This is a genomic window from Celeribacter baekdonensis B30, from assembly GCF_000299875.1.
GTDB classification, from domain to species: Bacteria; Pseudomonadota; Alphaproteobacteria; order Rhodobacterales; family Rhodobacteraceae; genus Celeribacter; species Celeribacter baekdonensis_A.
This window is the reverse complement of sequence record NZ_AMRK01000002.1, coordinates 1-19,894: the sequence shown is the minus strand read 5'-3', so window position 1 is coordinate 19,894 and position 19,894 is coordinate 1. Positions and strand designations below refer to the sequence as shown.

21 protein-coding genes are annotated in these 19,894 nt (G+C 57.3%); 15 read left to right on the top strand and 6 right to left on the bottom strand.

Going from position 1 to position 19,894, the window contains the following annotated elements; translation table 11 throughout:
• The first annotated feature begins 285 nt into the window (after nucleotides 1-285).
• From B30_RS03605 to B30_RS03585, 5 genes are all read left to right on the top strand, one after another.
• Nucleotides 286-909, top strand: a complete 624-nt coding sequence (locus B30_RS03605; protein ID WP_009570654.1) for an ATP-dependent Clp protease proteolytic subunit — start codon at nucleotides 286-288, stop codon at nucleotides 907-909.
• A gap of 247 nt (nucleotides 910-1,156) precedes the next feature.
• Nucleotides 1,157-2,422 (top strand): ATP-dependent Clp protease ATP-binding subunit ClpX, encoded by a 1,266-nt coding sequence (clpX, locus tag B30_RS03600; RefSeq protein WP_009570653.1) that lies wholly within the window; start codon nucleotides 1,157-1,159, stop codon nucleotides 2,420-2,422.
• Between the two features lie 171 nt (nucleotides 2,423-2,593).
• Entirely contained in the window at nucleotides 2,594-2,977 is a 384-nt protein-coding gene (locus tag B30_RS03595; protein WP_009570652.1) for an NADH:ubiquinone oxidoreductase subunit NDUFA12, read from the top strand.
• A 42-nt stretch (nucleotides 2,978-3,019) separates the two neighbouring features.
• Entirely contained in the window at nucleotides 3,020-3,496 is a 477-nt protein-coding gene (gene mlaD / locus B30_RS03590; protein WP_009570651.1) for an outer membrane lipid asymmetry maintenance protein MlaD, read from the top strand.
• Nucleotides 3,493-4,032 carry a DUF2155 domain-containing protein gene (locus B30_RS03585; protein WP_009570650.1) on the top strand — a complete coding sequence of 180 codons (540 nt, stop codon included), beginning with the start codon at nucleotides 3,493-3,495 and terminating at the stop codon, nucleotides 4,030-4,032. Before mlaD ends, B30_RS03585 begins: the two co-directional genes overlap by 4 nt.
• Here B30_RS03585 and aat read toward each other — a convergent pair.
• From aat to accB, 3 genes are all read right to left on the bottom strand, one after another.
• Nucleotides 3,996-4,640: a leucyl/phenylalanyl-tRNA--protein transferase gene (aat, locus tag B30_RS03580; RefSeq protein WP_040401886.1), complete on the bottom strand. Its 645-nt coding sequence runs from the start codon at nucleotides 4,638-4,640 to the stop codon at nucleotides 3,996-3,998. The genes B30_RS03585 and aat overlap by 37 nt on opposite strands.
• A gap of 84 nt (nucleotides 4,641-4,724) precedes the next feature.
• Nucleotides 4,725-6,071: an acetyl-CoA carboxylase biotin carboxylase subunit gene (accC, locus tag B30_RS03575; protein ID WP_009570648.1), complete on the bottom strand. Its 1,347-nt coding sequence runs from the start codon at nucleotides 6,069-6,071 to the stop codon at nucleotides 4,725-4,727.
• A gap of 12 nt (nucleotides 6,072-6,083) precedes the next feature.
• Nucleotides 6,084-6,569: an acetyl-CoA carboxylase biotin carboxyl carrier protein gene (gene accB, locus B30_RS03570; RefSeq protein WP_009570647.1), complete on the bottom strand. Its 486-nt coding sequence runs from the start codon at nucleotides 6,567-6,569 to the stop codon at nucleotides 6,084-6,086.
• Nucleotides 6,570-6,849: 280 nt separating this feature from the next.
• On the opposite strand from accB, the gene B30_RS03565 reads away from it, so the two are divergent.
• Entirely contained in the window at nucleotides 6,850-8,187 is a 1,338-nt protein-coding gene (locus tag B30_RS03565) for an NAD(P)-dependent oxidoreductase (RefSeq protein ID WP_009570646.1), read from the top strand.
• Nucleotides 8,188-8,190: 3 nt separating this feature from the next.
• Nucleotides 8,191-9,492, top strand: a complete 1,302-nt coding sequence (preA, locus tag B30_RS03560) for an NAD-dependent dihydropyrimidine dehydrogenase subunit PreA (protein ID WP_009570645.1) — start codon at nucleotides 8,191-8,193, stop codon at nucleotides 9,490-9,492.
• A 258-nt stretch (nucleotides 9,493-9,750) separates the two neighbouring features.
• On the opposite strand, the gene B30_RS03555 is transcribed toward preA, so the two are convergent.
• Together B30_RS03555 and B30_RS03550 are read right to left on the bottom strand one after the other, a co-directional pair.
• Nucleotides 9,751-10,200, bottom strand: coding sequence for a hypothetical protein (locus B30_RS03555; RefSeq protein ID WP_152003627.1), 450 nt, complete (start codon nucleotides 10,198-10,200; stop codon nucleotides 9,751-9,753).
• Between the two features lie 334 nt (nucleotides 10,201-10,534).
• Nucleotides 10,535-11,149 carry a TetR family transcriptional regulator C-terminal domain-containing protein gene (locus B30_RS03550; protein ID WP_100220048.1) on the bottom strand — a complete coding sequence of 205 codons (615 nt, stop codon included), beginning with the start codon at nucleotides 11,147-11,149 and terminating at the stop codon, nucleotides 10,535-10,537.
• Nucleotides 11,150-11,490: 341 nt separating this feature from the next.
• Between B30_RS03550 and B30_RS03545 the strand changes: the two genes are divergently transcribed.
• The 8 genes from B30_RS03545 (at nucleotide 11,491) to B30_RS03510 (ending at nucleotide 18,734) form a co-directional block, all read left to right on the top strand.
• Nucleotides 11,491-12,741 (top strand): Zn-dependent hydrolase, encoded by a 1,251-nt coding sequence (locus tag B30_RS03545; protein WP_009570642.1) that lies wholly within the window; start codon nucleotides 11,491-11,493, stop codon nucleotides 12,739-12,741.
• 105 nt (nucleotides 12,742-12,846) lie between these two features.
• The gene (gene hydA / locus B30_RS03540) at nucleotides 12,847-14,301 is read left to right on the top strand and encodes a dihydropyrimidinase (RefSeq protein ID WP_009570641.1); all 1,455 of its coding nucleotides are present in this window, start codon (nucleotides 12,847-12,849) and stop codon (nucleotides 14,299-14,301) included.
• Between the two features lie 40 nt (nucleotides 14,302-14,341).
• Nucleotides 14,342-14,779 (top strand): hypothetical protein, encoded by a 438-nt coding sequence (locus tag B30_RS03535; RefSeq protein WP_009570640.1) that lies wholly within the window; start codon nucleotides 14,342-14,344, stop codon nucleotides 14,777-14,779.
• A gap of 63 nt (nucleotides 14,780-14,842) precedes the next feature.
• Nucleotides 14,843-15,619 (top strand): ABC transporter ATP-binding protein, encoded by a 777-nt coding sequence (locus tag B30_RS03530; protein ID WP_009570639.1) that lies wholly within the window; start codon nucleotides 14,843-14,845, stop codon nucleotides 15,617-15,619.
• Nucleotides 15,616-16,044, top strand: a complete 429-nt coding sequence (locus B30_RS03525; RefSeq protein ID WP_009570638.1) for a GNAT family N-acetyltransferase — start codon at nucleotides 15,616-15,618, stop codon at nucleotides 16,042-16,044. Before B30_RS03530 ends, B30_RS03525 begins: the two co-directional genes overlap by 4 nt.
• Nucleotides 16,041-16,910, top strand: a complete 870-nt coding sequence (locus B30_RS03520; RefSeq protein ID WP_009570637.1) for an ABC transporter permease — start codon at nucleotides 16,041-16,043, stop codon at nucleotides 16,908-16,910. Before B30_RS03525 ends, B30_RS03520 begins: the two co-directional genes overlap by 4 nt.
• Nucleotides 16,907-17,683 (top strand): ABC transporter permease, encoded by a 777-nt coding sequence (locus B30_RS03515; RefSeq protein WP_009570636.1) that lies wholly within the window; start codon nucleotides 16,907-16,909, stop codon nucleotides 17,681-17,683. The genes B30_RS03520 and B30_RS03515 overlap by 4 nt, the downstream gene beginning before the upstream one ends.
• A 67-nt stretch (nucleotides 17,684-17,750) precedes the next feature.
• The gene (locus tag B30_RS03510; RefSeq protein ID WP_009570635.1) at nucleotides 17,751-18,734 is read left to right on the top strand and encodes an ABC transporter substrate-binding protein; all 984 of its coding nucleotides are present in this window, start codon (nucleotides 17,751-17,753) and stop codon (nucleotides 18,732-18,734) included.
• 51 nt (nucleotides 18,735-18,785) lie between these two features.
• Here the strand turns inward: B30_RS03510 and B30_RS21245 are convergent, their stop codons facing one another.
• On the bottom strand, nucleotides 18,786-19,604 hold the full coding sequence (locus tag B30_RS21245) for a hypothetical protein (protein WP_157789781.1): 819 nt from the start codon (nucleotides 19,602-19,604) through the stop codon (nucleotides 18,786-18,788).
• Nucleotides 19,605-19,894: the final 290 nt, after the last annotated feature.

Sequence of the window (19,894 nt, the reverse complement as noted above, 5' to 3'; positions counted from 1 at the left end):
AGACTTTGCCTAAAATTTTATCGAAATTTGCGGCAAACTGGCAACACAGCAAAATCACACATCTGTGCGCCTCTGCAAAAGCACCTGTGGATATTTTCTCATCCATTTGACGCAAAAGGAAAAAATGATAAATCCATGGAGGGCTTTGGGGCTGGGGGCGCCATCGTGGCAGGGCGCAGTGCCGATCTGAGAACCGGGTGCCCTTGCAGCCCCACCGGTCCGACACTAAGACTCAAGTAACACTTCCGCGCTAACACCTCACATAGAAGCAATAGGCAGGCGTATATGAAAGACCCGATTGATACCTACATGAATACCCTCGTTCCCATGGTCGTTGAACAGACCAGCCGTGGCGAGCGGGCCTATGATATTTTCTCGCGCCTGCTCAAAGAGCGGATCATTTTCCTCAACGGTCCAGTGCATGACGGCATGTCGTCGCTGATCTGTGCCCAGCTTTTGTTCCTTGAGGCCGAGAATCCGAAAAAAGAGATCGCAATGTATATCAACAGCCCGGGTGGTGTCGTCACCTCCGGTCTGTCGATCTATGACACGATGCAATATATCCGCCCGAAAGTGTCGACCCTTGTGATGGGGCAGGCGGCGTCGATGGGCTCTCTTTTGCTGACTGCGGGCGAAAAAGGCATGCGCTTCTCGCTGCCCAATTCGCGCGTCATGGTGCACCAACCCTCCGGTGGCTACCAAGGTCAGGCGACGGATATCATGATCCACGCCAAAGAGACGCAGAAACTCAAAGATCGGCTCAATGAGATCTACGTCAAACATACCGGGCAAACCATGGGTACCGTGGTGGATGCGCTTGAACGCGACAATTTCATGTCGCCGGAAGATGCCAAAGCCTTTGGTTTGATCGACGAAATCGTCGAAAGCCGCGCGGTGCCGGAAGAGTAAGATCAAAGGCTCTGATCGGTCTGGATGCATCCGGGCCGGTCAGGGGCGGGGCCATTGGCCTCGCAATGCTGTTAAGTGCGATCGGGATTTTGCCATTGTGCCCGAAAAATCGCTGTCTTACACTCAGGGGAACAAGGGCAATGGGCGGCCCCTTTGGGGGCTGCTATTTCAGGGCAAAGTTGAGCGCCGTTTGGGGCTCAGCCAGATTTATAAAGACGGCCCAGTTCCGGGTCCTTAGGGGAATGTGATGAGCAATTCGTCCAGTAGTGACAGCAAAAACACGCTTTACTGCTCGTTCTGCGGTAAGAGCCAGCACGAGGTGCGCAAATTGATTGCGGGCCCGACCGTTTTCATCTGTGACGAATGTGTCGAACTGTGCATGGATATCATTCGCGAGGAAACCAAATCCTCTGGTCTGAAATCCTCCGAGGGCGTGCCTGCCCCGCGCGACATTTGTCAGGTTCTCGATGATTATGTGATCGGTCAGGCGACCGCGAAACGCGTGTTGTCTGTGGCGGTTCACAACCATTACAAGCGCCTTAATCATGCGGCCAAAGGCAATGGCGACATCGAATTGTCGAAGTCGAACATCCTTTTGATCGGTCCGACCGGTTGCGGGAAAACCCTTTTGGCGCAAACGCTGGCGCGCATTCTCGACGTGCCTTTCACCATGGCCGATGCGACGACTTTGACCGAGGCGGGCTATGTCGGGGAAGATGTCGAAAACATTATCCTGAAACTGCTTCAGGCGTCTGAATATAACGTCGAGCGGGCGCAGCGCGGCATCGTTTACATCGACGAAGTCGACAAAATCACCCGCAAATCCGACAATCCTTCGATCACTCGCGATGTGTCGGGCGAGGGTGTGCAACAGGCTTTGCTGAAAATCATGGAAGGCACCGTGGCTTCCGTGCCGCCGCAAGGCGGGCGCAAGCATCCGCAGCAGGAATTCCTGCAAGTGGACACCACCAACATCCTGTTCATCTGTGGCGGGGCCTTTGCCGGTCTCGACCGGATCATCGCGCAGCGCAACAAAGGGACTGCGATGGGGTTTGGTGCGGATGTGAAAAACGACGAAGACAAAGGCGTCGGCGAGATGTTCAAGCAGCTCGAACCGGAAGACCTGTTGAAATTCGGCTTGATCCCGGAATTTGTTGGCCGTTTGCCCGTTCTGGCGACGCTCGAAGATTTGGATGAGGACGCCTTGGTCACGATTTTGACCCAACCGAAAAACGCACTGGTGAAGCAATACCAGCGCCTGTTCGAGTTGGAAAACGCCAAGCTGACCTTCACCGAGGATGCGCTTACCTCCATCGCGAAACGGGCGATTGAACGTAAAACCGGTGCGCGCGGTCTGCGCTCAATCCTCGAAGACATCCTGCTCGACACCATGTTCGAACTTCCGGGCATGGACAATGTCACCGAAGTCGTTGTGAACGAGGATGCTGTGATGTCGTCGGCCAAGCCGTTGATGATCTACTCGGACGAAAAGACCAAGGAAGCGACAGCCTGATCCGCTGATCCTTGTGTGCTGACATTTGCCCCCTGCCTTCGCGTGAGGCGGGGGGCTTTTTTTGGCCTTCTGCGGCGAAAACTCGCCCGGCACAGGCGGCTGCCCTCTGGACCTTGGCGTGCGGATGGGTCATAGATTGCGACAAGCGAATTACGAAAGGTGACCGGATCCATGGGTATCGTGAACACTGTCCTGCGCGCACTTGTCTGGTGGAAGGGCCAAACCATTGGCACTCAATTGTTCACCTGGCGCCATGGCATCAAGGTCGGCGAAGACGCCCAAGGCAATTTCTATTTCCGCAACGAAGATGACAGCCGTCGCTGGGTGATTTTCAACGGTGAGGTCGAGGCCTCCCGCGTGAATCCTGATTGGCATGGCTGGCTGCACCACACGTTTGCCAACCATCCGGGCCATGAGGCGCTTGAGCACAAGACTTGGGAGAAACCTCATGTCGAAAACCTCACGGGCACCATCGCCGCTTACGCGCCTGCGGGTTCGATCCGCAAGGCCAACCCGGTTCTGCGTCAGGATTATGAGGCTTGGCAGCCTGAATAAGGCCGCCCGACCCGCAGCAACCTGAACAAGGGCGGACCATTTATGTCTGAAAACATGACAGAAGTTGCCGTTGGTGCGGGCGTTGTCGCCCTCGCACTGGGCTTTCTCATCTATGCCGGACAGGTTACGGGCTTTGCCTCCGGAGCAACGGACGATTACCACCTTACGGCCTCCTTTCGCTCTGCCGAAGGTATTTCCGCGGGTACGGATGTGCGTTTGGCCGGGGTGAAAATCGGCACGGTGACCGCGCTGGATCTCAACCCCGAGACTTACCGCGCTGAGGCGCAGCTCACGCTTGATAAATCGGTGGTCTTGCCCGACGATACCGCCGCTTTGATTTCCTCTGAGGGGCTATTAGGCGGCAATTTTGTCGAGCTTGTGCCCGGCGGGTCGATGTTTAATTTCGAAGATGGTCAAGTGATCGCTGACACCCAAGGCTCGATCAGCCTGATCAACCTGATGTTGAAATTCGTCACCGGAAGCGACACAGGAAGTGACTCTGGGAGCAGCACAGAATGAGGCGTCACCTTCCGGCCTTGATCCTGATGCTGTCACTCTCGACGCCGATCTCGGCGCAAGAGGCCGGATTTGGCGATGATCTGGAAACCGATCTGGATTCCATTGTGATCACACCTTTGGATGACGGCGACGTGGCCGGGTTTGGCACGGGGGGCTTGTCGCTTGAAGATCTGCAAAGCCTGCCCAACGATGGCTATCAACAGGAATTGCAAGACATCACCACCGAATTGCAAGAAGAGGTGGTGTCTGCCTCAGGTGCCACGGTGCGCGCGCTGGATAAGCTCACGGGCGCGGTTGAAGATCTGTCGCTTGATGTCGGCGGAACCGCCAGTTTTGGCCGCATTCAGGTGTTTTTGGGCGATTGTCGCTCGCCCAAAGGCAACCCGTCGGGCGATGCCTATGCCTATCTTGTGGTGCGTGTCGAGGGCATGGAGGCCCCGGCCTTTTCCGGTTGGATGGTCGCCTCAAGCCCGGCGTTGAATGCAATGGACCATCAGCGTTACGATATCTGGCCGCTGTCCTGCACCACGTCCTGAGGCGTCAGGTCTTGCGCCAGCGCAGTGATGTCGGCGCGCGACAGTAACGCGTTTCGCAGCATGTCTCGATACTCGGCACGTGGGATCTCGATCCCGCCAAGCGAGGCCAGATGCGGCGTCAGGAATTGCGTGTCAAACAGGGTAAACCCGGTGCGTTTGAGCCGGGCGACCATATAGGCCAGCGCGACCTTTGAGGCATTCGGCGCGCGCGAGAACATGCTTTCGCCAAAAAACGCGGTGCCGAGTGTGAGGCCATAGGTGCCGCCGACAAGCCGCTCGCCCTGCCAAATTTCCAAAGAATGCCCAAAGCCCATGTCATGCAGCGCGCCGTAAAGTTCGAAAATCGTGTCGTTGATCCAGGTCTCATCGCGATCGGCACAGCCCTCCATGACGCCTTCGAAATCATGGTTGAAGGTGACTCGAAAGTGGCCTGAGCGGATCACTTTGGCCAAGGAGCGGGAGATGTGAAACCCATCCAGCGGAATGATCCCGCGCGCTCGGGGATCGACCCAAAAAATCTCATCATCATCGCGCCCCTCGGCCATGGGAAACACGCCATTGGCATAGGCCTGCAAGATGAGTTCTGGCGTGAGGGCAAGGTGATCCATGGGGGCGACTTTGGCGCGAGTTTGGGCAAAAGAAAAGGCCGCACTCCTATGGGGCGCGGCCTTTTTTGACATGATCCAAAGACCTTAGCCGAGGTTGGTCTCAAGCCATTTTTCGAGCCAATGGATGTTGTAGTCGCCAGTTTGCACGTCTTTCTCTTCGAGCAGGGCGTGAAACAGCGGGATCGTGGTATCGACACCATCGACGATCAATTCACCCAAGGCGCGTTTGAGACGTGCCAAAGCTTCGGGGCGGTCGCGGCCATGTACGATCAGTTTGCCGATCAAACTGTCGTAATAGGGCGGAATGGAGTAGCCATCATACAGCGCCGAATCCATCCGGACACCCAGACCGCCGGGAGCGTGATACTGGGTGATTTTGCCGGGGCAGGGGGTGAAATTCGGCAGTTTTTCGGCGTTGATCCGCACTTCGATGGCATGACCATCGAGCAGCAAATCCTCCTGGCTGAAGGACAGTTTTTCGCCCGCAGCCACACGAATTTGTTCGCGCACGAGGTCTTGACGGAAAATTGCTTCGGTCACCGGGTGCTCAACCTGAAGGCGGGTGTTCATTTCGATGAAATAGAACTCGCCATCTTCATAGAGGAACTCGATGGTGCCCGCGCCTTTGTAGCCCATCTCAGCGATGGCCTTGGCGCAGATACCGCCAATGCGGGCACGTTCTTCGGGGGAAATCGAGGGGCCGGGGGCTTCCTCAAATACTTTCTGGTGGCGCCGTTGCAGCGAGCAATCGCGTTCGCCTAAATGGACGCCGCCACCCTGGCCGTCGCCAAAGACCTGCACTTCGATGTGACGCGGCTTTTGGAGATATTTCTCCATATAGACCTCGTCATTGCCAAAAGCGGCTTTGGATTCGGAGCGCGCGGTACGGAAGGCGACCTCAAGCTCGGCCTCACTCAGCGCCACTTTCATGCCGCGCCCGCCACCACCGGCGGTGGCTTTGATGATGACCGGATAACCCATCTCGGCGGCGGCTTTTTTGGCGCTCTCCACGTCCGGCACGCCGCCTTTGGAACCCGGAACAATCGGAATGCCCAAACGTTCGGCGGTTTCCTTGGCGGTGATTTTGTCGCCCATCTGACGAATGTGTTCCGCCGACGGTCCAATGAAACTCAGCCCGTGATCTTCGACGATCTGCACAAAGGCGGCGTTTTCAGAGAGAAACCCATAGCCCGGATGGATAGCCTGCGCGCCGGTGATTTCACAGGCGGCGATGATCGCGGGGAAAGAGAGATAGGAGAGGGTCGACGAATTAGGGCCGATACAAACGGCTTCGTCGGCCATGCGCACATGCATCGCATCCGCGTCGGCGGTGGAATGCACCGCAACGGATTGGATGCCCATCTCGCGGCAGGCGCGGATCACCCGAAGGGCAATCTCGCCACGGTTGGCGATGAGGATTTTATCGAACATGGATCAGATCCCTTATTCGATGATCATCAGCGGAGCGCCGAATTCGACCGGAGTGCCATCTTCAACGAGGATGCGTTTGACGGTGCCGGATTTCGGCGCCGGGATGTGGTTCATGGTTTTCATCGCTTCGATGATCAAAACGGTTTGACCTTCGGACACCTGATCGCCGATCTTGGCGAAAGGGGCAGCGCCCGGTTCGGCCGCCAGATAGGCAGTGCCCACCATCGGTGAGGCCAGAGCGTTTGGATCATTGGCCGGATCGGCAGCGGCGGCCACAACCGGGGCGGCCATGGCAGCGGCAGGAGCTGCGGGTGCGGCCACGGGGGCTGGTGCGGCGACCGTCTGAATCATCTGCGGTAGGGCACGGCTGACGCGGACATTGAGGCTGTCGTTGTCGCCATATTCGCGCATGACTTCCACTTCGGAGAGGTCATTTGCGGTCAGCAGTTCGGCGAGAGCCTGAATGAAAGCCACGTCGGCGTCGTTTTGCTTGGTCATGTGTTCAACTCGGTTTCTGCCGCCCGTCATTAAAAGCGGGCTGTTGTTCATATCGTTCGTATATAGGCGTTGTTACGCTGCGTGAAAACCCGATATCGGCCTCCGATCAAGGGGGAGTGCCGCAAACTTTGCCTATGATTTGGGCGTTCGCGCATCATTCTTTGGCGTGAGAGGCCTGAAAGGTTCGAAAATAACGGGTTGGTAAATTTTACCACTTGATAAAAAAATCAACCCTGCCACCCTGACACCAACAAAAGCCAGCTAACAGGGAGCGAGCCCGATGTCCAACAGTCCGATGACGCCCGCAATCGCCGCAGGGCGCCTGCCGGCGGAAAGCTATACCGCACAGTTTTCCGATTTGCATCCGGTTTTAGACCATCACGAGGCGCTTGTGGCCTCGGACCGGTGTTATTTTTGCCATGATGCGCCGTGCATGACCGCATGTCCGACCTCGATCGACGTGCCATTGTTTATCCGCCAAATCGCCACGGGAACGCCGGAGGCGGCGGCCAGAACGATTTTCGAACAGAATATTCTGGGCGGCATGTGCGCGCGGGTCTGTCCGACGGAAACCTTGTGCGAAGAGGCCTGTGTGCGTGAAAAGGCGGAAGGCAAGCCGGTCGAAATCGGTCGTTTGCAGCGCTATGCCACCGACACGCTGATGGCGAAAAACGCCCATCCCTTTGCCCGCGCAGAGGCCACTGGCAAGACCGTTGCCGTGGTCGGTGCCGGGCCTGCGGGCCTGTCCGCCGCACATCGTCTGGCGATGAAAGGCCATGATGTGGTGATGTTTGATGCGCGGCCGAAATCTGGCGGGCTGAATGAGTATGGCATCGCGTCCTACAAAGCGCCGGGCGGGTTTGCCCAAAGCGAGGTCGATTGGCTGTTGCAGATCGGCGGGATCACCGTTGAGCATGGTAAAAAGCTGGGCGAGGGGCTGACACTTGCGGCGCTGCAAGACGATTATGATGCGGTGTTTTTGGCCATCGGTCTTGCGGGCGTGAATGCGTTGCGGGCCGAAGGTGTGGACAAGGAGGGCGTGTTGGACGCGGTGGATTTCATCGCCGATCTTCGCCAATCCACCGACCTCTCAACCCTGCCCGTGGGCCGTAACGTGGTGGTGATCGGCGGCGGCATGACCGCCGTGGACGCCGCGGTGCAATCCAAACTTTTGGGCGCACAAAACGTCACCATCGTCTATCGCCGCGGCAAAGACCGGATGTCGGCTTCTGAGTATGAACAGGAGCTTGCGACCTCGAAAGGCGTGCAGATCATCTATAACGCCTCGCCTGTGGCCGTGCATGGCAATGGGTCCTGTGCCGAGATGGAATTTGAATTCACTCACGAGGTCGATGGCAAGCTGACGGGGACGGGCGAGACCTTCCGTCTGGCCGCGGATCAGGTGTTCAAAGCCATCGGGCAGACCCTTGTGGGGGCGCCTGAGGGGATCAAAATCGAGGGCGGCAAAATCGCCGTATCCGCCACTGGACGCACGTCGATGGCGGGGGTTTGGGCCGGGGGCGACTGTGCCTCTGGCGGCGAAGACCTGACCGTCACCGCCGTTGCCGAGGGTCGCGATGCGGCCGAAGACATTCACGCCAGCCTGATGGAGGGCTAAGACATGGCCGATCTCACAAGCACATTCTGCGGTATCACCTCTCCGAACCCGTTTTGGTTGGCCTCTGCGCCGCCCACCGACAAAGAATATAACGTCCGCCGCGCCTTTGAGGCCGGATGGGGCGGGGTGGTTTGGAAAACCTTGGGCGAAGAAGGCCCGCCGGTGGTCAACGTCAACGGTCCGCGTTACGGGGCCATTCATGGCGCGGATCGCCGTCTTTTGGGTCTCAACAATATCGAGCTGATCACCGACCGTCCGCTTGAGGTCAACCTTGAGGAAATGACCCGCGTCAAAAAGGATTTCCCGGATCGGGCGCTGATCGCCTCGGTCATGGTGCCGTGTGACGCCGAAAGCTGGAAAAGCATCATCCCGCGCATCGCCGAAACCGGCTGTGACGGGTTCGAGCTGAACTTTGGCTGTCCGCATGGCATGGCCGAACGCGGCATGGGCGCGGCGGTGGGCCAGGTGCCCGAGTATATCGAAATGGTGACGCGCTGGTGCAAAGAGGCGACGGGTTTGCCGGTGATCGTCAAGCTGACGCCGAACATCACCAATATCATTTTGCCCGCCGAGGCGGCGCTGCGTGGCGGCGCGGATGCTGTGTCGCTGATCAACACGATCAATTCGATCACCTCGGTCAACCTCGATAGCTTTGCGCCCGAACCGATGATCGACGGCAAAGGCACCCATGGCGGCTATTGCGGCCCGGCGGTGAAACCGATTGCGTTGAATATGGTCGCGGAGATTGCCCGCAATCCGGCCACGGCAAACCTGCCGATCTCGGGGATCGGCGGCGTGACCACATGGCGCGATGCGGCGGAATTCCTGGCCCTGGGCGCATCGAACGTTCAGGTCTGTACCGCCGCGATGACCTATGGGTTTAAAATCGTTGAAGAAATGATCTCCGGCCTGTCGCAATACATGGATGAAAAGGGATTCACCTCCGTCGCGGAGATTTCCGGCCGCGCGGTGCCAAATGTCACCGATTGGCAGTATCTCAATCTCAACCATGTGACCAAAGCGGTGATCAATCAGGACGATTGCATCAATTGCGGGCGCTGTTATGCCGCCTGCGAAGACACCTCGCACCAAGCGATTTCGATGTCGCCGGACCGGGTGTTCACCGTCATGGATGACGAATGCGTGGCCTGTAACCTTTGTGTCAATGTCTGCCCGGTTGAGGGCTGTATCACCATGAAAACATTGGACAAAGGTGAGGTGGATGAACGCACGGGCAAACCCGTTGGCGACTATGCCAACTGGACCACGCATCCCAACAATGTGGCTGCCATTTCGGCGGAATGAAACATAATGAAGAATAAAGTGCGCATCGGGCGGGTCCCGATGCGCACAGTTCATTCGGCCTGGACAGACCTTACCTGTCCAGAACTTTGGATGATGTGATCTCGCGCGGATTTCACGCACCGAGTGGGCAAAGCGCCACCCTGCGCGTGTCCTGACCGGCCACGCGCGGTGTGAATATCCTGCCGGGTTGAAGCCCTAGTCAAGAAAACATCAAAATATCATATGCTTAGGCCGCACCATCCTGACGCGGGCTGTAGATTAGACCGGATCGTACGGGCTACGCGGGTTGGCCGCCGGACCGGCATAGCGGGTCTCGGGGTCCATCGCCTCCGATGAGGTCTGCACCAAGGCCTGCGTGGCCTCTGTTGCGTCTTTTTGCGCCTCGGCCTGTGTCGCGTCTGCGACGGCGGCGTGGTGGGTTTCAGCCCCCGTGCGTTCTGATGTCAAAGGCTGCGCGGCCTGCGAACGGGCTTCAGACCCACGCGGCGTGGCCGAAATGGCGGCCCCATCGCTGACCTGATTGCGCCGGGCTTCGAACTGGGCAATGACATTGCGCAGATCGCTTTCGACCTCAAGAACTGAGGCCTGAAACGCGGGCGTAGGCCCGGTCAGAATGTCTTTTGGCAGATCTTCTTTGATCCGATTCTGCGCCTCAGATTTGGCATCCGTTGATTTGGGCGCCGCCGCATCATTCGCGGTGTCGCTCACAGGGTCACTTTTGGTGTATTTGCTGCCGTTCTGGCCGGGAAGTTCGTTCCCTTTTGTAAATGTTGCTGAGCCATCTGTCGCCGTTTGAGCGACCTGAGGCACAGCGGGCCTTGGCGGATCGGGTGGCTGTCTAAAGGCAAAACCACCTCCCCCAAAGGCTGGCACTCCCGCTACATTGGTCATGCTCGTGCTCCTTCTTTTCAGGAGCCCCCACATTGCCCTTTATAACGGATTATGGTTTTCCAAGGGTTAAGACCCACAGAAATATTTGCTTTTGGTTAACACGATTCATCCTGTCGCGCCTCAAGGTGGCGCGACTTGGTTTCCAAATCCTTTATGGCGTCAACATCCGGCGGAACAGGGTTTCCAAATGATGTCGCGCCTGTTCAAAATGCGCGTCCCCCTCCGGGTGCAGAATGCCCCGGATTTGGGCGTCGAAATCGGCGTAATGTTGCGTCGTGGACCAGATCGAAAAGATCAGGTGATAGGGATTGCACGGCGCGATTTTACCCTGTTCAATCCAGCCTTCGATCACCGCCGCCTTTTCTTCGACCAGATTTTTCAGCTCACCTTCGATCTTGTCCATGATGTTTGGCGCGCCTTGCACGATCTCATTGGCAAATAGGCGGCTTTCACGCGGGAACTCCCGCGCCATCTCCAATTTGCGCAAAACATAGGCAATGACTTCCTCGACAGGATCGCCATCTGCCTTCATTTCACGCAAAGGATCGAGCCAGGTTTTCATCAACCCGTCGATCAAGGCGCGGTGAATGGCGACTTTCGAGGGGAAATAGTAGAGCAGATTGGGTTTGGACAAACCTGCGGCCTTGGCGATTTGATCCAGCGTTGCCCCGCGAAACCCATGTTGAGAAAACACCTCTAAAGCGGCTTCTAATATGGTCTCCGTGTTCTTTTTTTGTATTCTTGTGCGTGGTTGCCGTCCCGGCATTTTTGGTTCGATTCTCATCCGCCCCCGATCCTCTCGCGTTAGTCTGTCTATAATTGCTAAAAAAAACGCCAAACCGAAGGGGGAATCGCCTTAAAACCGGACTTGTGATCCGTTTGCATGGTTTTTTGGCACATGTACGGTTTTGTGGCTGAACAGTGCTGTTAGTGTTTCTCTTGACCGAATGGTCAAATCTGCTGAGGGTAGGTCACAGGGGATGCAACGCGCGCACCGCCTGAGCAGACTGCAATCAAGATGGTGACCAGGGCGGTGATCAGGAACATGCAGCGCACAGGCGGGCGGGTCCATCGCCCAAACGATTTGATGAACGAAAGGAAAGATCCATGTCGGCACCCGGCGAGAACCTCAAAATCAATTCCGAACGCCTTTGGGAGAGCCTCATGGAGATGGCCAAGATCGGCCCTGGGGTCGCGGGTGGCAACAATCGCCAGACTCTGACCGATGAGGATGCCCAAGGCCGCGCCTTGTTTCAGACTTGGTGCGAAGCGGCCGGGATGACCATGGGCGTCGACAGCATGGGCAATATGTTCATGACGCGCGCGGGCACGGACCCGGACGCGCTGCCGGTTTACATGGGCTCGCATCTGGACACGCAGCCGACAGGCGGCAAATACGATGGCATTTTGGGCGTGCTGGGCGGATTAGAGGCCGTGCGCACGATGAACGATCTGGGCATCAAGACCAAACACCCGATCGTGTTGACCAACTGGACCAACGAAGAAGGCACCCGTTTTGCCCCCGCGATGCTGGCCTCCGGCGTGTTTGCGGGCAAGCATGAACAGGATTGGGCCTATGATCGTGTGGATGCCAAGGGATTGAAATTTGGCGATGAATTAAAGCGGATCGGCTGGGTCGGGGACGAACCCGTTGGTGCGCGCAAGATGCATGCGATGTTCGAATTGCACATCGAACAGGGGCCGGTTTTGGAGGCCGAGGGCAAGGATATTGGCGTCGTCACCCATGGGCAGGGCCTGCGTTGGATTGAATGTACGGTCGAGGGCAAGGACAGCCACACCGGCTCGACGCCGATGCATATGCGCAAAAACGCCGGGCGCGGTTTGGCCCTGTTGACCGAATTGGTCCATGAGATCGCGATGAAACATCAGCCGGGCGCGGTGGGTGCCATCGGCCATATCGACGTCTATCCCAATTCGCGCAATGTGATACCCGGAAAGGTGGTGTTCACCGTCGATTTCCGCTCGCATTTACCGGAGGTCTTGCATGCGATGGAGGCGGAGTATTATGAGCGCGCGCCACAACTCTGTGAGGAGATCGGGGTCACGTTCAGCTCAGAAATTTCCGGCCAATTCGAACCACCTGCCTTTGATGAGACCTTGGTCGGTGCGGTCCGCAATGCCGCCGAACGGTTGGGCTATAGCCATATGGATATCGTCTCCGGCGCGGGGCACGATGCCTGTTGGATCAACGATGTTGCCCCGACCGCGATGATCATGTGCCCCTGTGTGGACGGTCTGTCGCACAATGAGGCCGAAGAGATCAGCCCGGCATGGGCGGCGGCGGGCACCGATGTGTTGTTGCATGCGGTTTTGGAAACGGCTCAGATTGTGGACTGAGGGCGGGCAGGGACGAGGGGCTCGCCCCTCGTGCTCCCGAGGATATTTAAAGACAAAGAAGACTGAGGCGCGCGCGGCCTCGTCCGAGCAACAAGGAGTGAAGTCATGAGCAAGGTGATCAAAGGCGGCACGGTTGTCACCGCCGATTTGACCTATAAGGCCGATGTGAAAATCGAAGATGGCGTGATTGTTGAGATCGGGCCAGACCTGACAGGCGATGAGATTTTGGACGCGACCGGGTGTTTTGTGATGCCGGGCGGGATTGACCCGCACACGCATCTCGAAATGCCGTTTATGGGCACCTATTCCGCCGATGATTTCGCCTCTGGCACCCGCGCCGCTTTGGCGGGGGGGACGACGATGGTGGTGGATTTCTGCCTGCCGAGTCCGGGGGAAAGCCTGCTCGACAGTCTCAAGGTCTGGGACAACAAATCCGGGCAGGCGGCTTGTGATTATTCCTATCATATGGCGATCACATGGTGGGGCGAGCAGGTGTTTGATGAGATGAAACTCATCACCGAGGAAAAAGGTATCAATACATTCAAACACTTCCTCGCCTATAAGGGCGCGTTGATGGTGAATGACGATGAGCTTTACGCCTCGTTCAAGCGCTGCGCCGAATTGGGCGCGACGCCGCTTGTCCATGCTGAGAATGGCGATGTGGTCGCGGAACTCACGGCACAGCTTTTGGCCGAAGGCAACACCGGCCCCGAGGCCCACGCCTATTCGCGTCCGCCGCAGGTGGAGGGCGAAGCCACCAACCGCGCGATCATGTTGGCCGATATGGCGGGCGCGCCGCTTTACGTTGTGCACACCTCGTGCGAAGAGGCGCATGAGGCGATCCGCCGGGCGAAAATGAACGGCAAACGGGTCTGGGGTGAGCCTTTGATCCAGCATTTGGTCTTGGACGAGACGGAATATTTCAACGAAGATTGGGACCACGCCGCACGCCGGGTGATGTCGCCGCCGTTCCGCAACAAAAAACATCAGGATAGCCTTTGGGCCGGTCTTGCGTCGGGCACTCTGTCCTGTGTCGCCACCGATCACTGCGCCTTTACCACCGATCAAAAACGTTATGGCCTCGGTGATTTTTCCAAGATCCCGAACGGCACGGGCGGGCTTGAGGATCGGCTTCCGGTGCTGTGGACCATGGGCGTCGAGACCGGGCGGATCACGATGAATGAATTCGTTGCCGTGACCTCAACCAACATCGCTAAGATTTTGAATTGTTACCCGAAAAAGGGCGCGATCCTGGTCGGGGCGGATGCGGATATTGTGGTTATGGACCCGTCGATGTCCAAAGTGATTTCGGCGGATACGCAAGCCTCCGCGATTGATTACAACGTGTTCGAGGGGATCGAGGTCACGGCCTTGCCGCGGTACGTTTTGACCCGCGGCTATGTTGCGGTCGATAGGGGCGAGTTGAAGGCGAAAGAGGGCCATGGTGAATTCGTTGCCCGCGACGCCAATGCGACGGTGAACAGGGCGCTCTCAAAATGGAAAGAACTGTCCGCCCCGCGTCCTGTGGCGCGCAGGGGCATTCCGGTGACGGGGGTGTGATGACGCGCCACTAAGACACGTTAGATCGGGGAGGAACGTCATGGTGATTTTCGAGATATGGTCCGCGCGCTTCACGCGTTTCGTGGTCAAGTCCTTTGCACACACCCTGACGATATTTTCTCTCATCACCTTGGGTGTTGCTGCTTGGGATCATGGACTAAGTCTCGAAGCTTTTTTCGTCTGGTTCATAGTCTTTTTCGTTGGCCTAGGTCTTGCGGGGGGCTTCGGATTTGCGACGTGGATTATAGGGGCACCTGTGTTCCATCTGGTACGCCGAACACTCAACACCTCACGATTCGCGTCCGGCGCAACGGCCATCTCTGGTGCGGCGCTCGGTCTTGTGGCTTGGGGGGCGTTTGTGGCTGCCTTCGGTATGGATCTCGACGTTCTCGCAAGTGGAGAAGTGACGATGTTTGTTTTGCTTGCGATTTCAGTTTTGGTCGGCGCTATCAACGGGGCAAAATACCAAAAGCTCTGACATCTACAGGGAAAAGGCGGGGGCTCGCGGGCCGCTGCATAAGAAAAGAGAAGACATAAGCTAATGAAAAAGCCAGTCATCGACGCGCAGAACGTCGATCTTACCTTTCAGACCAATGATGGGCCGGTTCATGCGCTCAAGAATGTGAATCTTGAGATCAACAAGGGCGATTTCGTCTCTTTTATCGGGCCATCGGGCTGCGGCAAGACGACGTTTTTGCGCTGTATCGCCGGGCTCGAAACGCCAACGGGCGGGCGTTTGACTGTCAATGGGATGACCCCGGAAGAAGCCCGTAAATCAAGGGCTTATGGCTATGTCTTTCAAGCGGCGGGGCTTTATCCATGGCGCACCATTCGCGGCAATATCCAATTGCCGCTGGAGATCATGGGCTTTCCGAAATCGGAGTGGAAAGGCCATATTGATCGGGTTCTGGATCTGGTCGATCTGCGCGGATTTGGCAAAAAATTCCCATGGCAGCTCTCCGGCGGGATGCAACAACGGGCGTCCATTGCCCGCGCGCTGGCCTTTGACGCCGATATTTTGTTGATGGACGAACCGTTTGGCGCGCTGGATGAGATCGTGCGCGACAAGCTCAATGAAGAGTTGTTGAAACTCTGGGCCGCGACGCAAAAAACCATCGGTTTCGTCACCCATTCGATCCCGGAGGCGGTGTATCTGTCGACCAAGATCGTGGTGATGAGCCCGCGTCCGGGGCGGATCACCGATGTGATTGAATCGACCCTGCCACCAGATCGGCCTTTGGACATTCGCGACAGCGAAGAGTTTATCAAAATCGCCCATCGGGTGCGTGAGGGCCTGCGCGCGGGGCATGACGCATGACAATTGAGATCAGACGCGCCACCCGCGCAGATATTCCGGCCATGGCGCGCATTGTCGTGGCTTGGGAAGCCGCAACAGAGTGGATGCCGGACGGCACGATTGAGAGTGATGTCATCGGGATGATCGACGAGGTGTTTGATCACCGTCAGATCTATGTCGCGAGTGATCCGGTCGTGGCCTATATGTCCATTGATGTCGCAACCCAAAAGATTGGCGCGCTTTATTGCGATCGTCAGGGACAGGGGATTGGCAAAGCGTTGGTTGGTACCGCCAAAGCCGGGCGTGATTTTTTATGGTTGCAAACCCATCAACCGAACATCGCGGCGCATCGGTTTTACCTGCGTGAAGGTTTTGATATTGCTGGAGAAATTGCACCAGAAGCCGAAGGCGAACCGGCGCAATATCGGATGGAGTGGCGCGCATGAAAAACATCCTCCCCATCGTTACCATCGTGCTTGCACTGATCGTGATCTGGTACGGTGCCGCGTTTAAAATGAACAGTACCTGGACCTATGACCAAGCCGCACGGGCGGGCACGGAGGTGACGTTTTCCGATCTGCTCAGTGATACGATGCAGCAATCGCGCCCGCTTTTGCCCGCACCGCATCAGATCGCCAGCGAGCTGTGGAACACCACGGTCGAGAAGAAAATCACCTCGAAACGCTCGATGGTCTATCAGGGCATGATCACGCTCAAAACCACGCTTTTGGGGTTTGTCTTTGGCATTGTCATCGGTGTGGCTCTGGCCACGGTGATCGTATTGAGTCGGGTCGGGCGACTGACTTTGATGCCTTGGGCGATCATTTCTCAGACCATTCCGATTGTCGCGCTTGCGCCGATTATTGTCGTGCTCTCGAATGCGGTGGGGACCGGGACTTTGATGGTGCCCAAGGCCATCATCGCCGCCTATCTTAGTTTTTATCCGGTTTTGGTGAGCATGGTCAAAGGCTTAACCAGCCCGGATCAGATGCAGCTTGACCTGTTGCGCACCTATGGCGCGCGTCAAAGCGACGTGTTTTGGAAACTGCGCTTGCCCTCTTCGATGCCCTATTTCTTTGCCTCGCTCAAAGTGGCGGTGGCGGCGTCTTTTGTTGGCGCGGTGGTGGCGGAATTGTCGACCAGTGCGATCTCGGGGCTTGGCGCGCGGATGTTGATTGGGTCGCAGTTTGGCGAGCCAATGATCATGTGGGCGGCGCTGTTTGCTGCGGCGATCTTGGCCGGTCTTTTGATTTTCCTCGTCGGCAGCTTTGAAAAAGCCGCTCGGCATCTCATGGGAGGGCGCGCGCTATGAGCCGCTTGGACACACGCGCCGAACAGGTGCTTTGGCCGCTGGGCTTCGGGGTTTTGGTCCTTGCTTTGTGGGAGTTTGGCGTGCGCCTGTTCGGTGTCTCTCCCGCAATCTTGCCACCGCCCTCGGCCATTTTGGCCGCGATCCTGTCCTCTGGGCCGACGCTTTGGGAAGACTGGGTGCAAACCGTCGTCAAAGGTGCGCTCAATGGGCTTTGGATGGGCACATTGGCGGCGCTGATCTTGGCCGTGATCATCGACCGATTTGTGTTTTTGAAACGCGGGCTGTTGCCTGTCGCCAATTTCTTTGCCGCATTGCCCATCGTCGGCCTCGCGCCGATCATGGTGATGTGGTTCGGCTTTGATTGGCACTCAAAGGCGGCGGTGGTTGCGGTGATGGTATTTTTCCCGATGCTGGTGAACATGCTGGGTGGTTTGGCCGCAGTGGACACGATGCAGCGGGATTTGATGCGCACTTACGCCGCCTCGCATACACAAACACTGTTGAAATTACGCGGCCCTGCGGCGCTGCCGTTTTTGTTCAATGGCCTCAAAATCGCCACTTCTTTGGCGCTGATCGGGGCGATTGTTGCTGAATATTTCGGCTCTCCCATCCGGGGCATGGGCTTTCGCATCTCGACAGAGATGGGACGCTTGGCAACCGATATGGTTTGGGCTGAAATTGTCGTGTCCGCGGTGACCGGAACGGCCCTTTACGGGATCGTGTCGGCCATCGAGAAACGGGTGACCTTCTGGCACCCATCACAACGCGGGTGATCCCGCAAAGACGATGAACCGGGGGACAAACTCCCGGCATTACCGACAACTTGGAGGTTGTATTTCGATGAAAAAGCTACTGACGAGCGCTGCCGCTCTGGCCGCTATGAGCTCTGGCGCCTTTGCCGCCGATGATGTGACGCTGCAACTCAAATGGGTCACGCAGGCGCAATTCGCCGGCTACTATGTGGCTCTGGAAAAAGGGTTTTATGAGGCCGAAGACCTGAACGTGACGATCAAACCGGGTGGCCCGGATGTGGCCCCTGTGCAGGTTTTGCTCGGCGGCGGGGCCGATGTGATGGTCGATTGGATGCCTTCGGCCTTGGCCGCGCGTGAAAACGGCGCGCCGGTTGTGAACATCGCCCAGCCCTATAAATCTTCTGGCATGATGCTGACCTGTCTCAAAGAAAGCGGCATCACCGGCCCCGAAGATTTCCCCGGCAAAACGCTTGGTGTTTGGTTCTACGGCAACGAATATCCGTTTCTGTCGTGGATGGGCAAATTGGGCCTCGCGACCGATGGCTCCGAGGGCGGCGTGACCGTTTTGAAACAGGGGTTCAACGTCGATCCGCTGTTGCAAAAACAGGCCGCCTGTATCTCCACCATGACCTATAACGAGTATTGGCAGGTGATTGACGCGGGCATTTCCGCCGACGATCTGATCACCTTTAAATACGAAGACCAAGGTGTCGCCACACTCGAAGACGGTCTTTATGTGCTCGAAGACAGCCTGACGGATGAGGCGTTTAAAGACAAAATGGCACGCTTTGTGAAAGCCTCGATGGAGGGCTGGACCTATGCCGCCGCCAACCCGGAAGAGGCCGCGGAAATCGTGTTGGACTATGATGAAACCGGCGCGCAGACCATGACCCATCAGGTCCGCATGATGACCGAAGTGGCAAAATTGCTTGAAGGCTCGGACGGGTCTTTGGATGTGGCCGATTATGAGCGCACGGTGGCCTCGTTGCTGTCGGGCGGCTCCGATCCGGTCATCACCAAAGAACCGATGGGGGCTTATACACTTGAGATCACCGATGCTGCGATGAAATAAGTCCGACGTCATGATCATAAAGGCCGCGCAGGGGAATCTTTGCGCGGCCTTTTACATCAGTGCTGCCGGGGCGAGGTGACGCGCCTGGGCACCGCTGCGCAACTTAAACCGGGCCAAATCGGACGCTTTGTCCCGGTCCAATGTGCCAAGATCAAGTCGCAGGACGCCCTCGGATTTCAAACGTTGGATCGCCTCCCAAAGGATCAGGTTATGCGCATTCAGCGCGCGTCCCTCAGAGCCGGTGTGGCCGATTTGATAGCTCGCGCTGGTGCCATGAATGACAAACAACATCTGCGCATCCGAGGCGCTGAACAGCCGCAGAGATTTGGGCGCAACGTCTTGCACAGCCAGCATGAATTCGGGCGGCAATCCGCGATACCGCCCCTTCGCCTGCCGGCTTTTTTCAGTGCGCAACAGCGGCATTAGCACGCCGGGCGACGGCTGCAACTGCGCCACTTTCAGCCGCGTACTCTCGGCATTTTTCAAGGCATTGCGCCATTTGCCATGCATCCCGGCGCGCAGACTCGCAAGCTCTTGCGAGAGGTCCAGTTCCACCACCTCAGGGGCAGCAGTCAGGCCGATCCGCCTGAGCCGCGTCTCGCAGGTCATCAGGTGAACGCCAAAGGGCAGGGCGCGGCGCACAGATGTGAGCGCGGCGCGTTGGATATGCTGGGGACACTCTGGTAGAAACAGCGGGCCACGGGTGAGTAAAGATGTTCGCATGCCAAATTTTGTGCGCATAACGATCTGCGCGATGGCAATCGGTGTGGCAATCGGTCCCGTGTCATCAAAAATGCAAAGCCTGCGAACCTCGCGCCCCAATCGTTTTGCAGTTTCGCCATAAATCCAGCGCTGCGGCAAGGGTGCCATCACCCTGTCCGCCAGCGCCTCCCATGTGGCGCACTCGCTGATCTGTCGCACATCCATGCGCGGAATATGTGGCAAACATCGTTAACAAAGCCTTTTCATGGCAGCGAAAATACTCAAATTCTGCTGTCTGAGCCGATCAAGACAAATGGAGTAAGATGTCCCAAAGCCAAGCGTCGGGTGGGGCGCAAGCCGGTGCTAAGCGCATGAAAAAGGCCGCCCGGAAGGGCGACCTTGTTTGTGCCATAAACCGTTGTCTTAGGCTTTTTGATACAACGAATTGCTGATCAATT

Bases quoted from the DNA above. Each gene is read 5' to 3' on its own strand.
- clpX (WP_009570653.1), top strand. From the start codon at position 1,157: ATGAGCAATTCGTCCAGTAGTGACAGCAAAAACACGCTTTACTGCTCG.
- B30_RS03525 (WP_009570638.1), top strand. From the start codon at position 15,616: ATGACAATTGAGATCAGACGCGCCACCCGCGCAGATATTCCGGCCATG.
- B30_RS21245 (WP_157789781.1), bottom strand. From the start codon at position 19,604: ATGGCACCCTTGCCGCAGCGCTGGATTTATGGCGAAACTGCAAAACGA.
- B30_RS03530 (WP_009570639.1), top strand. From the start codon at position 14,843: ATGAAAAAGCCAGTCATCGACGCGCAGAACGTCGATCTTACCTTTCAG.
- B30_RS03585 (WP_009570650.1), top strand. From the start codon at position 3,493: ATGAGGCGTCACCTTCCGGCCTTGATCCTGATGCTGTCACTCTCGACG.
- B30_RS03550 (WP_100220048.1), bottom strand. From the start codon at position 11,149: ATGCCGGGACGGCAACCACGCACAAGAATACAAAAAAAGAACACGGAG.
- aat (WP_040401886.1), bottom strand. From the start codon at position 4,640: ATGGATCACCTTGCCCTCACGCCAGAACTCATCTTGCAGGCCTATGCC.
- B30_RS03510 (WP_009570635.1), top strand. From the start codon at position 17,751: ATGAAAAAGCTACTGACGAGCGCTGCCGCTCTGGCCGCTATGAGCTCT.
- accC (WP_009570648.1), bottom strand. From the start codon at position 6,071: ATGTTCGATAAAATCCTCATCGCCAACCGTGGCGAGATTGCCCTTCGG.
- hydA (WP_009570641.1), top strand. From the start codon at position 12,847: ATGAGCAAGGTGATCAAAGGCGGCACGGTTGTCACCGCCGATTTGACC.
- B30_RS03515 (WP_009570636.1), top strand. From the start codon at position 16,907: ATGAGCCGCTTGGACACACGCGCCGAACAGGTGCTTTGGCCGCTGGGC.
- preA (WP_009570645.1), top strand. From the start codon at position 8,191: ATGGCCGATCTCACAAGCACATTCTGCGGTATCACCTCTCCGAACCCG.
- B30_RS03535 (WP_009570640.1), top strand. From the start codon at position 14,342: ATGGTGATTTTCGAGATATGGTCCGCGCGCTTCACGCGTTTCGTGGTC.
- B30_RS03605 (WP_009570654.1), top strand. From the start codon at position 286: ATGAAAGACCCGATTGATACCTACATGAATACCCTCGTTCCCATGGTC.
- accB (WP_009570647.1), bottom strand. From the start codon at position 6,569: ATGACCAAGCAAAACGACGCCGACGTGGCTTTCATTCAGGCTCTCGCC.
- B30_RS03595 (WP_009570652.1), top strand. From the start codon at position 2,594: ATGGGTATCGTGAACACTGTCCTGCGCGCACTTGTCTGGTGGAAGGGC.
- B30_RS03565 (WP_009570646.1), top strand. From the start codon at position 6,850: ATGTCCAACAGTCCGATGACGCCCGCAATCGCCGCAGGGCGCCTGCCG.
- B30_RS03545 (WP_009570642.1), top strand. From the start codon at position 11,491: ATGTCGGCACCCGGCGAGAACCTCAAAATCAATTCCGAACGCCTTTGG.
- mlaD (WP_009570651.1), top strand. From the start codon at position 3,020: ATGTCTGAAAACATGACAGAAGTTGCCGTTGGTGCGGGCGTTGTCGCC.
- B30_RS03520 (WP_009570637.1), top strand. From the start codon at position 16,041: ATGAAAAACATCCTCCCCATCGTTACCATCGTGCTTGCACTGATCGTG.